Genomic DNA, 14,480 nt, shown 5'->3' with positions numbered 1-14,480 from the left:
AATACACCACGCATCGCACATCAAAAATAGTGGAAAAATATTGGTTTTTTGTGGGTAAGTGGTGTCAAAGTCCGTTGGGAATGGTGTAAAGTTTCAATACTTTTGACCTGAAATAAAACTAGCTCATTATGCGCAAGACAGAGAATCAATTATTAGTCATTTTTGGCGCATCGGGAGACCTCACTGCCCGTAAATTAGTTCCTGCATTATATAAGCTTTATAAAGACAAGCATTTACCAGAGCACTTTGCTGTGCTAGGGGTGGCGCGTAGCTTTATGACAGATGAGGAGTTTAGAAAACGTGTAGCCTTAGAGAGTAAGTATCTTGATGATAGCGAGGAGTTTATAGCTACATTTTCAGAAAAGCTGTTTTATGAGGACCTACATAAAAAGTATGATGTAGATTATAGGGAGCTTAACGAGCGTATTCAAGATCTTAATACGACGTATCAATGTGATAATAATATCATATTTTATCTATCTACACCGCCTAGTTTATTTGAGGCCATTGCAAAAAATCTAACAGCAAAGGGTCTTAATGATGAGCGCCTAGGCTGGAAACGCCTTATTGTAGAGAAGCCCTTTGGTTACAGTCTAGAGACCGCAAAGTCACTTAACGATGGATTACACAGATATTTTAAAGAATCACAGATTTATAGAATAGATCATTACCTAGGTAAAGAGACCGTTCAAAATATACTCGTCACACGATTTGCAAACAGTATTTTTGAACCTTTATGGAACCGTGACTACATACACCACGTAGAGATTACAAATGCAGAGAGTGGAGGCGTAGAGTCTAGAGGCGGTTATTATGACAAGTCTGGAGCACTTAGAGATATGTTTCAGAGTCACTTATTACAGCTTGTGGCCCTTATAGTTATGGAGCCACCACTCAGTGCAAATCCTGAGGAGATACGTAATGAAAAGATGAAAGCCCTTAAGTCCTTACGATTAATGACTGACCCAAAGGTGCTGGAAGAAAATACCATACGCGGTCAATATCTAGCCTCAGAAATAGAAGGAGAGAAAGTAAAAGGATACAGAGAAGAGGTAGATGTAGATCCAGATAGTACTACAGAGACCTATGCTGCTGTCAAGTTTTATGTAGATAACTGGAGATGGGCAGATGTGCCATTTTATGTGCGTACGGCAAAGCGTATGCCTACTAAGGTTACAGAAGTGGTGATACACTTTAAGTCTCCACACCATCAGATTTTTAAAAATTCTGATATGAATAAGGATAATAAACTCATTATACGCATACAGCCAGATGAGGGAATCTTAGTAAAATTTGGTGTAAAAGTACCAGGTCAAGGATTTGCAGTAGAGCGTGGTAATCTAGATTTTTATTATGAAAGCCTAGGTGACGAGTCACATATTATGGAGGCTTATGAGCGTTTATTGCTAGACGCAATGCAAGGTGACGCTACCTTGTATGCCCGTGCAGATGAGGTAGAGGCAGCCTGGAGATTTACAGACCCTATCTTAGATCACTGGAAAAAAGGTGATGCAAAGATTTATGGATACTCTGCTGGTGTGTGGGGACCACAACACGCAGATGAGCTTATAGAAGGAAAGAGTATGTGGCGTAACCCTTGTGAGAACCTCGCAGACGATGCTGGATATTGCGTTATAGAATAACTAAAGAAACAAGATGAAACTACATATATCAAAAACTAAAAGCGACGTTGCTCAAGATTTTGCAAAATTTCTAATGGACCTTGCAAGTGATAAAGAGTCTATTACAGTAGCCCTTTCTGGAGGAAGTACCCCAAAAATAGTTTTTGATTACCTGGCGGCTAACTATAAGGAAACAGACTGGTCAAAATTCCACTTTTACTGGGGTGATGAGCGTTGCGTGTTACCTACAGATGAGCAGAGTAATTATAAAATGACGGTAGATCACTTGTTTTCTAAAATCAAACTACCAGAGGCAAACATACACCGTATACTAGGAGAGAATATTCCAGAGGCAGAGGCGGTGCGTTACTCAAAAGAGCTAGAAGAAACTCTAGCTTCTGAAAATGAGGTGCCACAATTTGACCTTGTGATTTTAGGAATGGGAGATGATGGGCATACGGCATCTATATTTCCGCACGAGATAGGTCTTTGGGATTCAGAAAACTGGTGTGAGGTAGCCACACACCCAGAATCTGGGCAGCAGCGGGTAAGTATTACAGGCGATGTTATAAACAATGCAAAGACTGTAGCATTTCTTGTCACGGGAGCTTCAAAACAAGAAAAGGTTAAGGTAATTATTAATAAAGAAGAGAACTTTCTTGATTACCCTGCAAGCCTAGTCTCACCTCAATCTGGCGAGCTGCACTGGTTTATGGATGAAGAGGCGACCTTGCAGTTATAAATTGTCGGCCCTATTTAACTTATTTCTTTTACAATTCTTCTTGGGATAATTACGCTTTCGCGAAAGCGTAATAAAAACCTACACATACCTCTTGATTTAATTACTTTTGCACACTTAAATTAATACAATGATAGCAGTAGATAATCTTGCAGTAGAGTTTAGCGGAGATACACTTTTTAGTAATGTTTCTTTCACCATAAATGAAAATGACAAAATTGCCCTTATGGGTAAAAATGGTGCTGGTAAGTCTACTATGATGAAGATTATTGCTGGTGTGCAAAAAGCCACACGTGGTAACGTGCGTACGCCCAAGGATGCTGTCATTGCATACTTACCACAACACCTCCTTACAGATGATGATTGTACGGTTATGGAGGAGGCTTCAAAGGCGTTTTCTACTGTGCTAGATATGAAGGCAGAGATGGATCGTCTGAATAAAGAGCTCGAGACACGCACAGATTATGAGTCTCAAGAGTATATGGATATCATTACTAAGGTTACAGATATCGGTGAGAAATTTTATGCTATTGAGGAGGTAAATATAGAAGAAGAGGTAGAGAAGGCCCTAAGAGGTTTAGGCTTCAAAAGAAAAGACTTTAATAGGCCTACCAGTGAGTTTTCTGGAGGGTGGCGTATGCGTATTGAGCTCGCCAAAATTTTACTTAAAAAGCCTGATCTTATACTACTAGATGAGCCTACAAACCACGTAGATATTGAGTCGGTAATTTGGCTAGAAGATTTCTTACTTAACAAGGCAAAAGCCGTTATTGTGATCTCTCACGATAAGGCGTTTATAGATAATATTACAAACCGTACCATAGAGGTTACGATGGGACGCATTTATGATTATAAAGCAAACTACTCTCACTATCTTGAGTTGCGTGCAGACCGTCGCTCGCATCAAATAAAAGCGTACCAAGAGCAACAAAAATTTATTGCAGATAACCAGGCCTTCATAGACAGGTTTAAAGGAACTTACAGTAAGACTAATCAAGTCTCATCTAGAGAACGTATGCTTGAGAAGCTTGAGATTATAGAGATAGATGAGGTAGATAACTCTGCGTTGGCACTTAAGTTTCCCCCGGCACCACGCTCTGGAGACTTTCCGGTAAAGGTAAAAGAGCTCACAAAAAAATATGACGATCATACCGTTTTTAGCAACGCAAGTATGGATATCGCTCGAGGCGAAAAGGTGAGTTTTGTAGGTAGAAATGGCGAGGGAAAATCTACAATGATTAAAGCCATTCTGGGCGAGATAGAAGTAGAAGGAGATTGTGAGCTAGGTCATAATGTGAAAGTGGGGTATTTTGCTCAAAATCAAGCAGCGCTACTAGATCCAGAGCTCACTATCTTCCAGACGGTAGATGAGGTTGCAAAGGGAGATATGCGCACCCAGATAAAAATTATCCTTGGGCGTTTTATGTTTTCTGGTGATGCGATAGATAAAAAAGTAAGTGTACTCTCAGGTGGAGAAAAGACGCGTCTTGCGATGGTAAAACTATTACTAGAGCCTGTAAATCTCTTAATACTTGATGAGCCTACAAATCACTTAGATATAAAATCAAAAGATGTGCTTAAGGAGGCGTTACAAACTTATGATGGTACCCTCATACTTGTTTCTCACGATAGAGATTTCTTGCAAGGCTTATCAAAAAAAGTATTTGAGTTTAAAGAAAAGCGCGTGATAGAGCATTTTGAAACAATAGATGCTTTCTTAAAGCGCAATCGCATAGAAAACTTAAAAGAGATAGATCTTATGAAGTCTTAATACATCGTATTAGGATTTGCACTTTTTTCTGGCACCTGTTGTATAGAGTCCCAGTGTTCTACAATTTTTAGATTGTTGTCAAATCTAAAAAAGTCCATCGTGATGTATTGATTATTACCCGGCCATACTTGATGTGTATGTAAGGCAACGAGGTCATCTTCGGCAATGGCGCGTACAAAGTTGATTGACTTCACGGGATACTCAGCCTGCATTCTTTCAAAGTAATCTATAAACCCTTGTGTGCCATTTGCCACATCTGGATTGTGCTGTATATACTCATCTCCTACATAGAGCTCAACAGCCCTTTTAGGATTACCTTCGTAAGCCATTTTGTAAAAGTTAATAGCATTTTCTTTCATCTGTGCGCTTGTGTCCATAGCTTTTGCTTTAGTTAAAATTGGTTACCATCATTTACTTCTACCCAGTAACCGTCTGGGTCTTGTATATATAATTGTCTCACCTTATCTGGGCGCGTAGATATTGCGTTTTTAGTACCTGGCCAGTCATAATAGTCTAGATTGTAGTTTATAATGCTTTTGCGAAAGCGGTCAAAATCCCGCACAGCAAGCGCCAGGTGTACTCCTTTTGGAATACGTTTATCTAGGCTATCTACCTCGATAATGTGTAACTCTTGTGTGCTGCCTAGTCTAAACCAGCGTATGTGGGGTTGCTCTGTGCCATCTTCTATTTCTTGTAAGCCAAATATCTTTTGGTAGAAATCAACACTTCTCTCTAGATCATTTACATTTATTGCATAGTGATCTATAGCCACTTCTATTTGTTGTGTTGTAGCCCCACTTGTGTCTATTGGTGCTTGCTCCTTACAACTCTGGATGAAAAAAGCAGTAGCAACAAGTGCTACTGCTTTGATATGTATATTTTTCATATTATTTACCTTGATCTACTGGTGGTGGTCCTGGTGGTACAATAGCTTCATAAACGGCATCGCCTTTACGCTCTTTATACTCTGCTTTTACCTCTTCTACAAGTTTTGGGTTTTCAAAAAGGTCTAGCATTGTCATACCCATTGCCTTGCTGGCATAGGTCATTCCTTTATGTCCTATAGACATACCACCACAGGCTACAACTGCCCACGAGTGCCACGGTGTATCTTTAGGAGCCGTAGTTACACCTAGATTAATGTTTGCTACATTCCAGCTTACATCTCCTACATCAGTACTTCCGCCACCTGGGTTTTCTCTAGTTTCTTCAAGTGGCTTGATAGCACTATCCATACCTACTTGTGGTTTTCCTGTTACTTCTTGTATCTTTTTACCAAAGGCGATTTCTTCTGGAGTGTATGTGATAGGACCTAGCAGCTCTAAGTTTTTTTGCATTGCTGCACCACCGGTTCTGTTTACTAGCACTTCATAAATACCAGAAATGAGAGATACTTTATAATCCACATTTGCGAGTATGGCAGCGCCTTCTGCCATTTCTTGAACGCGCTTGTATACTGGCATCATTCCTTTGCGTTCTGTGTCACGCACGCGCATCCATAATCTAGAATAATCTGGAACAACGTTTACTACTTGTCCACCATCTTGTATGTGATAGTGCATACGTACCGTAGGTTTTACGTGCTCACGGTAGTAGTTTATACCTGTTGTATAAAGTTCTAATGCATCTGAGGCAGAGCGACCATTCCAAGGGTCTGCGCTGGCGTGTGCTGCTTGACCAAAAAATTCTATTTTAAAATCTACAAGGGCAAGTGAGCTTTGTACATCTGCTTTAATTTCGGCAGCTGGGTGCCACGATACATTTACATCTACACCGTCCCAAATGCCGTCACGTACCATCCATATTTTTCCAAAGAATTTTTCTTCAGATGGGGTACCCATAAATTTTACAGTTCCTTTTATTTTTCCTGCTTCTATTTGCTCTTTAATAGCAATTGCTGCCCCTAGGCTTGCCGCACCAAACATATTGTGACCACAACCGTGACCAGCCTGCCCCTCGTTAAGCGGATTCTTAGTAGGCTCTGTTTTTTGAGAGAGTCCAGGTAATGCGTCAAACTCGCCTAGTACACTTATCACAGGGCTACCAGATCCATAGGTAGCAACAAAGGCAGTAGGCATACCAGCAACGCCGCGCTCTACGGTAAACCCTTGTTTCTCCGCATAGTCTGCTAGAATTTTAGCCGATTGTGTTTCTTCAAAGGCAGTTTCTGCCAGTGCCCAAATCTCGTCTGAGATGCGTATGAGTTCTTTTTCGTGTTTTTCGACAGAGGCAATTACGGCCTTCTTGTTTACAGACATCTTTTGAGCAGAGAGGCTCAACGTCATAAGTCCTAATGCGTAGAGGAGTACTTTTTTCTTCATAAAATGGTTGATTTATAGTAGCTTCTAAGATAGTAAAAAAGGATAAGACAAATTTCTTACCCATTATAGCTACTATATACATCTATTATACCTTCTCTAAAAATGTACAGAGAGTATAATGTACCAGACCGTCACCGCCCATAACCAGCATATTATGATGTATAGAATGGTACGTAATAGGGGAGAAGCGTTGATTTTTTTTACAAAGTGAGCTACCAGTCCTGCCCAGATGAAGCCTAACGACCAAAACATACCAGCACTTATAACCGCTGGCCAGACCCAGTCTCCCGTCCAGCTAGAAAAACTTGGGTACGAAGTAAATAAAAAAGATACCGTGTAATATAGTGCAGCCCCTAGCGCTCCCATACTCAAGAGTCCCAGTGCGCAGGTGACTATTGCGGCAATTATAGAAAAACGCGTGGTAAATGATAAGGGCTTCCAGTATTTGAGCACAAGTTGATGTCTATGTGTGAATGCTAAAAGTAAGGTAATATACGCTTTCGCGAAAGCGTTCTAAGCAACCGCTTCTTTGTATGTCTTAAGACAGCGCTCTCTTGCCTCTTTGTGATCTACCATTTTATCTGGATACGAAAGCTCTTGTAGCTCTGGCACCCATTTATTGATATATTCCTTTTGCTTGTCAAATTTATCAACCTGTGTCATCGGGTTAAAAATTCTAAAGTAAGGTGCAGCATCTACTCCAGAACCTGCTGCCCACTGCCAGTTACCCACGTTTGAGCTCATATCATAATCGAGTAGCTTTTCGGCAAAGTAGGTTTCTCCCCAGCGCCAGTCTATAAGTAGGTGCTTGCATAAAAAGCTCGCTGTGAGCATACGCACACGGTTGTGCATATAACCTGTTGCATTAAGCTCGCGCATACCAGCATCTACTAGGGCATAGCCCGTCTGGCCGTTTTTCCATTTTTCAAACTCTTCTTCATTATTACGCCAGTCTATACGGTCATATTTTGATCTAAAAGCTTTGTCTTTAGTATGCGGGAAGTGATATAATATTTGCATAAAAAACTCACGCCATATGAGTTCGCTCCAGAAAACCTCGTTAGTCTGAGCGATCGCTTTTTTTACCATTTTTCGTACGGAAACTGTACCAAAACGTAAGTGCGGCCCCAGTCGTGATGTCCCATCTTGCGCGGGAAAATTGCGTGTGTCTTCATAGTTTTCTATGAGGGTAGGGGTCACGTCATAATCTGGCACCTCAATGCTAGATTTTTTAAAACCCATATCTGCCAGTGTGACATTAGGCAGTCTACTATGGTCTATAAGATTGTCAAGATACTGCGAGGTGTAATGTATGTTGAGATCTTTATCTTCATCAAAAGTCGCTTTCCACTTATTTTTAAAGGGTGTGTAGACCACATAAGGATCGCCATCTCCTTTTACAATCTCATCCTTTTCAAAAATCACTTGATCTTTAAAGGTGGTAAATGAGATATCATTTTCTTCTAGTAGTGATGCAATCTTTTTATCACGCTCTAAGGCATACGGCTCATAATCTCTATTTGTGATCACTGCCTGCACATCATAATCCGCTATGAGCTCTTTAAAAATTTGTTCTGGAGTGCTGTAAAACATTGCCAGCGAGCTGTCGTGCTCTGCTTGCAGTGTGTCACGCATTTTTTGTAATTCATTATAAATAAAAGTAACGCGGGCGTCGTCTTCTGGGAGTTTATCAAGAATTTCTTTATCAAAGATAAAAATAGGTAAGACCGGGTAGTCTCCCTTTAGTGCTTCTAGAAAACCTACATTATCATCCAGTCGTAAATCACGACGAAACCAAAAGATTGTTACTTTTTTTGTGCTCATAGATTACAAATTTAAGGCTTTAAGAAATGGGGGGTTCTTAAAGCCTTGATTGGGTTTAGAACGCTTTCGCGAAAGCGTTCTAAACCTTTTTATTAAATACTTAGTTTACATTAAGTGTACTCATACCACCATCTACACCTATCACTTGACCAGTGATCCAAGTGCTGTCGTCACCTAGTAAGAAGGCTGCTGCATTTGCAATATCTTCTGAGGTACCTACACGTTTAAGCGGGTGGCGCTCGTTCATCATTTCTTTTTTCTTGTCGTTGCTTAAGAGACGCTTTGCAAGTGGTGTGTCTGTAAGTGATGGTGCTATTACATTAACACGTAGCTTAGGTGCATACTCTGCTGCGAGTGCTTTGGCAAATCCTTCTATAGCTCCCTTTGCAGCGGCAACACTTGTGTGAAAAGGCATTCCCACCTTTACAGCAACTGTACTAAAGAAAACGAGACTTGCTTGCTCAGATTTCTTAAGGTGCTCCATCACCTGGTGTACTACGTTTACCATACTCAAAAAGTTAAGCTCCATATCCTTACGGAAGGTATCTACCGTGAGCATTTTAAAAGGCTTCAGGTTTATAGTACCTGGGCAAAATACAAAACCATCTAGGTGGTCTGGTAACTGGCTTAGGTCTAGCTCATCCTTTTCTGTGTCATACTCGATGTAGTTTACATCTAGATTACCTAGATTCTCATTAGTACGAGAAGCGACATATACCGTGTGGTCTTGGTATAGCTTGCTTGCGATTTCAAAACCTATTCCGTGGCTTCCTCCTATTAATAGTATGTTTTTGCTCATAGTGTTATTTTTATGCGTGTTAGGCTAGTATATCTTGTTTAAGTGTAGTTGCTGTTTGTTCTGGGTTTTTATAAACACCAAATTTATCTTCGAGGGCTTTCTTTCTGTATTCAAAAATCTCTTCTAGTTTTGGTTTTACCAGATAAGGGTGTGCAAGTCTTCCTAAAAAGCCTGCAGGTACTTTATAGTCTACAATATCTTCCATCTCTACGCCGCCTGGTATCTCTTTTATAAAATGCTTGTGATGCCATAGGGCATAAGGACCGTACTTTTGCTCATCTACAAAATAGGCACCTTCCTTTACACTTATAATTTCTGTAACCCACTGCATCTTAATATTTGCAATAGGGGTGACGGTGTATTGTATAAGTTGGCCAGCATACACCGGTCTATCTGCACCAGAGATTATATTAAAATTCATATAATCTGGAGTGATGGTACCTAGGTTACGTGCGTTTGATAAAAACTGCCAAGCCTCATCTACACTTATAGGTAGATTTTGCTTAGAATGTATTTGGTAGATTTTCATAGCTTATTTTCTGATTATAAAAATACAATCAAAATGTTTATCAAAACAAGCTATTTAGTTAAACAAAAATTAAATCTATTAGAAATAGCCTTTCATCTTGGTAGGAAGTAGTGCTAGTTTCCTGTTTTTGGTAGAGAGGTAATATAAAATTAAGAATGATTATCTTTTGAGTTATGAAATCAGAACGTCAACTTCCAGAGATATTTACTCGTGCCCTATTGCAAAAGGAGGAAGCACTTATCGCACGCTATCATACCATACGCGAGTACATCCTTAAAACTTATCCGGGTGTAAATGAGCTATTGTATCATACACACGCGTTGACGAGTGTATTTACAGTGTCAGAAAAGATGAGTGATGGTTTCTGTCTTATTCCTATATATACTGCACATCTCAACTTGGGTTTTCAGCGGGGAGTACTATTAAATGATAGTTTACATCTACTAGAAGGTACTGGCAAGCTTATGCGCCATATACCTATAAGGAATCTGGATGATTTCCATAAGGAAGCGGTTTATCACCTCATAGATGAGGCTTATCAACTCGCTATAGAAGATGCGGGTGCTAGCAGCGCATTAAATGGTAAAACCATTTCAAAAATAAAGAGTATTTAAGCATCACAACACTGCTCGTCTTTTACGAGCTTGCAACTTGCTACGGCTAGTATTGCGCCTATAAATGGAGCGGTAACATATAGCCACATAGGTTCCCATTGCCCAGAAAATATGGCAGGACCTATAGATCGCGCAGGATTCATAGACGCATTAGTCATAGGTCCCGCAAACATTGCTTCTAGCAATACGACACCACCTATGGCTATTCCAGCGATGATACCTATTTCTTTTGCACCTGTAGATACGTTTATGATGACCAGCATTAAGAAAAAGGTGAGGAGTATCTCTAGTACAAAAGCCTTATGATGCTCAAAGGAGGGAACGGTGCTTCCTAAAAATTCACTCTCAGGAAACAAGAACCACAACATCGCACCGGCAAGTGTAGCTCCTAGTACTTGTGCAATGATATACTTAGGTACCTCTCTCCACGCAAATTTCTTTGCATAAGCAAAAGCTACTGTCACCGCAGGGTTAAAGTGCGCACCAGATATATCGCCAAAGGCATAGATCATAGCCATCACAATAAGCCCCCAGGTAATTGCAACACCGGGGTGGGTAACGGCGCCGCCTGTAATCTCGTTTACTGTCATAGCGCCACAACCACAAAAAACCATTGTAAATGTTCCTATTATTTCGGCTATGTAGCGTTTCATATGTGCTATTTTGCGGTAAAGATACACAGCGTTATATTAAGGTTTTGTTAACATATGACGCATTTTAACATCTTATTTTTGTGTGAGGAGATTTTCGCGAAAGCGTAAAAAAATCCATAACCAATAAAATCAAGCATTATGAAAAAATTACTTTTTGTAGCCTTCTTAGGTCTTATGACGGCAGGAGCTACAGCACAAATTAAAACACCAGCACCTAGCCCAGCAGCAAAGGTGATGCAAACGGTAGGTCTTACAGATGTTACTCTTGAGTACTCTAGACCTGCAATGAGAGGACGTACTATTATGGGTGACCTTGTACCTTACGGTGCAATGTGGCGCACAGGAGCAAATGCAAATACAACTGTTGAGTTTTCTACACCAGTAACAGTTGCAGGTACAGAGCTTAAGGCAGGAAAATATGCAGTATACACAAAGCCTACAGCAACTACTTGGGAAGTATACTTCTACACAGATACAAATAACTGGGGTACACCTCAAAAGTGGGATGATAGCAAGGTTGCTGCAAAGGCAACAGCAAAAGCGCAAATGAGCAATATGCCAGCAGAGTCTTTTACTATGGGAATCAACCACCTGTCTAACGATGGTGCACACCTTACAATTCAATGGGATAAAACGTATGTAGCTGTACCATTTACAGTACCGGCAAACGAGACAGTACTTGCGAGTATAGATAAGATGATGGCAGGACCAGGTATGGGTGATTACTATGCTGCAGCAGTATATCTTTCTAGCACTGGACAGTCACTAGATAAAGCAAAGACGTATATGGACAAAGCGATGTCTATGAACAAAGATCCTAAGTTCTGGCAACTACGCCAGCAGTCATTATTACTTGCAAAGGTAGGAGACAAAAAAGGAGCTATAAAAGCGGCACAAGCGTCACTTAAAGGAGCAAAAGAAGCAAAAAATCAAGACTACATTAAGATGAACACAGACTCACTAAAAGAGTGGGGAGCGATGTAATCATTGTTTAGTTCGCTTTCGCGAAAAAGTAAGAGCCCTCACACGAGGGCTTTTTTTATGTCTAGTAGTCACAAACTACCTAGCAGATGCGTGTAAAAAAGAGCCATTCATTGCGCTTTTAACTTCGCAGCTCTTTGTATCTTTGTGTAACTTTTAAAAACAAATTATGAGTTCATACGATGTAGCCGTTATAGGCTCTGGTCCTGGTGGATATGTTGCAGCAATACGTTGTGCACAACTAGGAATGAAAACAGCATTAATAGAAAAATATAGTACACTAGGAGGAACTTGTCTTAACGTAGGGTGTATCCCGTCTAAGGCGCTTCTAGACTCATCACACCACTATGAAGATGCCATCAAGCATTTTGAAGAGCACGGTATCGAGGTAGGTGATGTAAAATTTAACCTAGAGAAAATGATTGCCCGCAAGCAAAGCGTAGTAGACGTTACTACAAAGGGTATTGAGTTCTTAATGGGTAAAAATGAGATAGACGTTTACCAGGGTGTGGGATCTTTTAAAGATGCTACACATATAGATATCGCAGGAGAGAAAAACCTAACTATAGAGGCAAAAAATACCATTATAGCAACAGGATCTAAGCCTAGCACATTACCTTTTATAAACATAGATAAAGAACGTATCATCACTTCTACAGAAGCATTAAAACTTCCAGAAGTACCTAAGCACCTTGTTGTGATAGGTGGTGGTGTGATAGGTCTTGAGCTTGGTCAAGTATACAAGCGTCTAGGTGCAGAGGTAACCGTAGTAGAGTATATGGATCGCATCATCCCTACGATGGATGGCGCTCAGAGTAAAGAATTACTTAAAGTCTTCAAGAAGCAAAAAGTAAAATTTGCTCTATCTCACGGAGTTACGGCTGTAGAGCGTGACGGAGATGAGATTACCATCAAAGCGACAAATAATAAGAAAGGTGTAGATGTAGAGTTTAAGGCAGACTACGTACTTGTAGCTGTGGGACGTCGTGCCTATACAGACGGTCTTAACCTTGATGCCGTAGGTATCAAGACAGACGAGCGTGGTAAAGTAGAAGTAAACGAGCACCTACAGACTAATGTGTCAAACATTTATGCTATAGGTGATGTGATAAAAGGAGCAATGCTCGCTCACAAAGCCGAAGAAGAAGGAACACTCGTTGCCGAAATTCTTGCAGGTCAAAAACCACATATAGATTACAACCTTATACCAGGTGTAGTATACACTTGGCCAGAAGTTGCCTCTGTAGGTAAAACTGAGGAGCAACTTAAAGAAGCTGGAGTAGCCTACAAGTCTGGACAGTTCCCTATGCGTGCATTAGGACGTAGCCGCGCGAGTGGTGATACAGACGGATTTGTAAAAATACTTGCAGATAAGGAAACAGATGAGGTACTAGGCGTACATATGGTAGGAGCTCGTGTAGCAGACCTTATAGCCGAAGGAGTAACCGCAATGGAGTTTAGAGCAAGTGCAGAAGATATTGCACGTATGAGTCACGCACACCCTACGTATGCAGAAGCTGTAAAAGAAGCTGCCCTCGCTGCAACCGAAGATAGACCTATACACATCTAGTCACTACTAGAATGATATACTATAAAAAAACCTGCTAGTGATAGCAGGTTTTTTTTTGGTTTGTGGAGTTGGAGAAGATTTTAATCAAAGTGATTTAAAAAAATAGGGTTATCGAGAAATCAATAAGAAACTAACTAATTGACTTTCGTTTATATTTTTTCTTGAGTTTGAAGCTCGTTGAATTTTTTAATTCAATGTCTTCAATTATTGCCCTATTGAAACTATTTAAGTATTGGCCCAGTAGAATACTAAATTTTATTTTAGACTCATAGCTGTTATTATAATTAAATGCTGATAAATTTTTAATAAAGTCAGCTTCTTTAATCTGAGGGCAACGAATTTTGTTGTTTAGTTCTTCAATAGATATTTCTGAGACATAATTAAGATAATTTCGAACCTCAGACGGACTAAAATTTTGATTGCTTTTTATGGTTCTGTATAAATTAGTAAGAATAGTGTTCTCTACTGTGTTGTTAGCTCTAGCAGATTGTTGCTCAAATAATTTTAAAGTGCTTTTTAAATCCTGCCATACTAGCTGGTGAACATTACCTCCAACTTTAGTTATTTCAATTTCCACATTACTTAGTGATTCTCCAGTTTTTTTGAAATGCCAATTTCCACTTCCAATACTAACTGAGAATGGCATAATCGCAGATAAAATAGAGCTTAAATTTTTGGCATCCCCCGTATCTAAATAGAAATAGCCTTTCTGTAAGTATCTCTGAAGCGCAACGTTGCTAAAAAAAAATGAATAATAATATGTAGTGTACTTCCAACTATCGTTTATATTGGTTTCCATATTGGTGAAATCTGACAATTGTAATAGCGATCTCACATAATATTGTTCAAATTCGGATAAAATAGATTTATAAAATAATGACTTTGGAACTTCTAAGAAATAGGCATTATTAGACTTTTCACTTTCTCTTGCAGAAATTGTGTTTTGCAAAAGCGTAGATCGAAATTTGTTAATTTTATATTCACTTAATTTTATATCAGTTTTGATTAATTCAATGCTATACTTGCTTTTTATTCGCACGAAATTTTGCCCAAACAT

15 protein-coding genes are annotated in these 14,480 nt (G+C 39.7%); 6 read left to right on the top strand and 9 right to left on the bottom strand.

Going from position 1 to position 14,480, the window contains the following annotated elements; translation table 11 throughout:
- Nucleotides 1-128 precede the first annotated feature (128 nt).
- The 3 genes from zwf to ACFO5T_RS14935 all read left to right on the top strand — a co-directional run bounded on the left by zwf (nt 129) and on the right by ACFO5T_RS14935 (nt 4,132).
- Nucleotides 129-1,643, top strand: a complete 1,515-nt coding sequence (gene zwf, locus ACFO5T_RS14945) for a glucose-6-phosphate dehydrogenase (protein WP_380036038.1) — start codon at nt 129-131, stop codon at nt 1,641-1,643.
- Nucleotides 1,644-1,656: 13 nt separating this feature from the next.
- A complete protein-coding gene (gene pgl, locus ACFO5T_RS14940) occupies nt 1,657-2,364 on the top strand; it encodes a 6-phosphogluconolactonase (RefSeq protein ID WP_380036035.1) in 708 nt (235 codons plus the stop codon).
- A gap of 127 nt (nt 2,365-2,491) precedes the next feature.
- Nucleotides 2,492-4,132: an ABC-F family ATP-binding cassette domain-containing protein gene (locus ACFO5T_RS14935; protein WP_380036026.1), complete on the top strand. Its 1,641-nt coding sequence runs from the start codon at nt 2,492-2,494 to the stop codon at nt 4,130-4,132.
- Here ACFO5T_RS14935 and ACFO5T_RS14930 read toward each other — a convergent pair.
- The 7 genes from ACFO5T_RS14930 to ACFO5T_RS14900 all read right to left on the bottom strand — a co-directional run bounded on the left by ACFO5T_RS14930 (nt 4,129) and on the right by ACFO5T_RS14900 (nt 9,605).
- The gene (locus tag ACFO5T_RS14930; protein WP_380036023.1) at nt 4,129-4,509 is read right to left on the bottom strand and encodes a nuclear transport factor 2 family protein; all 381 of its coding nucleotides are present in this window, start codon (nt 4,507-4,509) and stop codon (nt 4,129-4,131) included. The genes ACFO5T_RS14935 and ACFO5T_RS14930 overlap by 4 nt on opposite strands.
- 14 nt (nt 4,510-4,523) lie before the next feature.
- Complete coding sequence (locus ACFO5T_RS14925; RefSeq protein ID WP_380036020.1) at nt 4,524-5,018, bottom strand: VOC family protein; 495 nt, start codon at nt 5,016-5,018, stop codon at nt 4,524-4,526.
- Between the two features lies 1 nt (nt 5,019).
- On the bottom strand, nt 5,020-6,453 hold the full coding sequence (locus ACFO5T_RS14920; RefSeq protein WP_380036017.1) for an amidohydrolase: 1,434 nt from the start codon (nt 6,451-6,453) through the stop codon (nt 5,020-5,022).
- Between the two features lie 96 nt (nt 6,454-6,549).
- Entirely contained in the window at nt 6,550-6,906 is a 357-nt protein-coding gene (locus ACFO5T_RS14915) for a hypothetical protein (RefSeq protein WP_380036014.1), read from the bottom strand.
- A gap of 60 nt (nt 6,907-6,966) precedes the next feature.
- Nucleotides 6,967-8,277: a cryptochrome/photolyase family protein gene (locus ACFO5T_RS14910; protein WP_380036011.1), complete on the bottom strand. Its 1,311-nt coding sequence runs from the start codon at nt 8,275-8,277 to the stop codon at nt 6,967-6,969.
- A gap of 100 nt (nt 8,278-8,377) precedes the next feature.
- The gene (locus tag ACFO5T_RS14905; RefSeq protein ID WP_035328292.1) at nt 8,378-9,076 is read right to left on the bottom strand and encodes an SDR family NAD(P)-dependent oxidoreductase; all 699 of its coding nucleotides are present in this window, start codon (nt 9,074-9,076) and stop codon (nt 8,378-8,380) included.
- Nucleotides 9,077-9,095: 19 nt separating this feature from the next.
- The gene (locus ACFO5T_RS14900; RefSeq protein WP_298354189.1) at nt 9,096-9,605 is read right to left on the bottom strand and encodes an SRPBCC family protein; all 510 of its coding nucleotides are present in this window, start codon (nt 9,603-9,605) and stop codon (nt 9,096-9,098) included.
- 173 nt (nt 9,606-9,778) lie between these two features.
- On the opposite strand from ACFO5T_RS14900, the gene ACFO5T_RS14895 reads away from it, so the two are divergent.
- Complete coding sequence (locus tag ACFO5T_RS14895) at nt 9,779-10,219, top strand: DUF1801 domain-containing protein (RefSeq protein WP_380036006.1); 441 nt, start codon at nt 9,779-9,781, stop codon at nt 10,217-10,219.
- Here the strand turns inward: ACFO5T_RS14895 and ACFO5T_RS14890 are convergent.
- The gene (locus ACFO5T_RS14890) at nt 10,216-10,899 is read right to left on the bottom strand and encodes an MIP/aquaporin family protein (RefSeq protein WP_380036003.1); all 684 of its coding nucleotides are present in this window, start codon (nt 10,897-10,899) and stop codon (nt 10,216-10,218) included. The two genes, ACFO5T_RS14895 and ACFO5T_RS14890, sit on opposite strands and share 4 nt — an antisense overlap.
- Before the next feature lie 111 nt (nt 10,900-11,010).
- Here ACFO5T_RS14890 and ACFO5T_RS14885 point away from each other — a divergent pair, with 111 nt between their 5' ends.
- Both ACFO5T_RS14885 and lpdA read left to right on the top strand, forming a co-directional pair.
- A complete protein-coding gene (locus ACFO5T_RS14885; RefSeq protein WP_380036000.1) occupies nt 11,011-11,856 on the top strand; it encodes a DUF2911 domain-containing protein in 846 nt (281 codons plus the stop codon).
- Nucleotides 11,857-12,022: 166 nt separating this feature from the next.
- Nucleotides 12,023-13,423, top strand: a complete 1,401-nt coding sequence (gene lpdA / locus ACFO5T_RS14880; RefSeq protein WP_380035997.1) for a dihydrolipoyl dehydrogenase — start codon at nt 12,023-12,025, stop codon at nt 13,421-13,423.
- 130 nt (nt 13,424-13,553) lie between these two features.
- On the opposite strand, the gene ACFO5T_RS14875 is transcribed toward lpdA, so the two are convergent.
- Entirely contained in the window at nt 13,554-14,480 is a 927-nt protein-coding gene (locus ACFO5T_RS14875; protein ID WP_380035994.1) for a hypothetical protein, read from the bottom strand.

The organism is Dokdonia genika (assembly GCF_042652845.1).
Classification (GTDB): domain Bacteria; phylum Bacteroidota; class Bacteroidia; order Flavobacteriales; family Flavobacteriaceae; genus Dokdonia; species Dokdonia donghaensis.
The sequence above is the reverse complement of the archived record's forward strand: the minus strand, read 5'-3'. Positions and strand labels throughout refer to the sequence as shown.

Bases quoted from the DNA above. Each gene is read 5' to 3' on its own strand.
- zwf (WP_380036038.1), top strand. From the start codon at position 129: ATGCGCAAGACAGAGAATCAATTATTAGTCATTTTTGGCGCATCGGGA.
- pgl (WP_380036035.1), top strand. From the start codon at position 1,657: ATGAAACTACATATATCAAAAACTAAAAGCGACGTTGCTCAAGATTTT.
- ACFO5T_RS14935 (WP_380036026.1), top strand. From the start codon at position 2,492: ATGATAGCAGTAGATAATCTTGCAGTAGAGTTTAGCGGAGATACACTT.
- ACFO5T_RS14930 (WP_380036023.1), bottom strand. From the start codon at position 4,509: ATGGACACAAGCGCACAGATGAAAGAAAATGCTATTAACTTTTACAAA.
- ACFO5T_RS14925 (WP_380036020.1), bottom strand. From the start codon at position 5,018: ATGAAAAATATACATATCAAAGCAGTAGCACTTGTTGCTACTGCTTTT.
- ACFO5T_RS14920 (WP_380036017.1), bottom strand. From the start codon at position 6,453: ATGAAGAAAAAAGTACTCCTCTACGCATTAGGACTTATGACGTTGAGC.
- ACFO5T_RS14910 (WP_380036011.1), bottom strand. From the start codon at position 8,277: ATGAGCACAAAAAAAGTAACAATCTTTTGGTTTCGTCGTGATTTACGA.
- ACFO5T_RS14905 (WP_035328292.1), bottom strand. From the start codon at position 9,076: ATGAGCAAAAACATACTATTAATAGGAGGAAGCCACGGAATAGGTTTT.
- ACFO5T_RS14900 (WP_298354189.1), bottom strand. From the start codon at position 9,605: ATGAAAATCTACCAAATACATTCTAAGCAAAATCTACCTATAAGTGTA.
- ACFO5T_RS14895 (WP_380036006.1), top strand. From the start codon at position 9,779: ATGAAATCAGAACGTCAACTTCCAGAGATATTTACTCGTGCCCTATTG.
- ACFO5T_RS14885 (WP_380036000.1), top strand. From the start codon at position 11,011: ATGAAAAAATTACTTTTTGTAGCCTTCTTAGGTCTTATGACGGCAGGA.
- lpdA (WP_380035997.1), top strand. From the start codon at position 12,023: ATGAGTTCATACGATGTAGCCGTTATAGGCTCTGGTCCTGGTGGATAT.
- ACFO5T_RS14875 (WP_380035994.1), bottom strand. From the start codon at position 14,480: ATGTTTGGGCAAAATTTCGTGCGAATAAAAAGCAAGTATAGCATTGAA.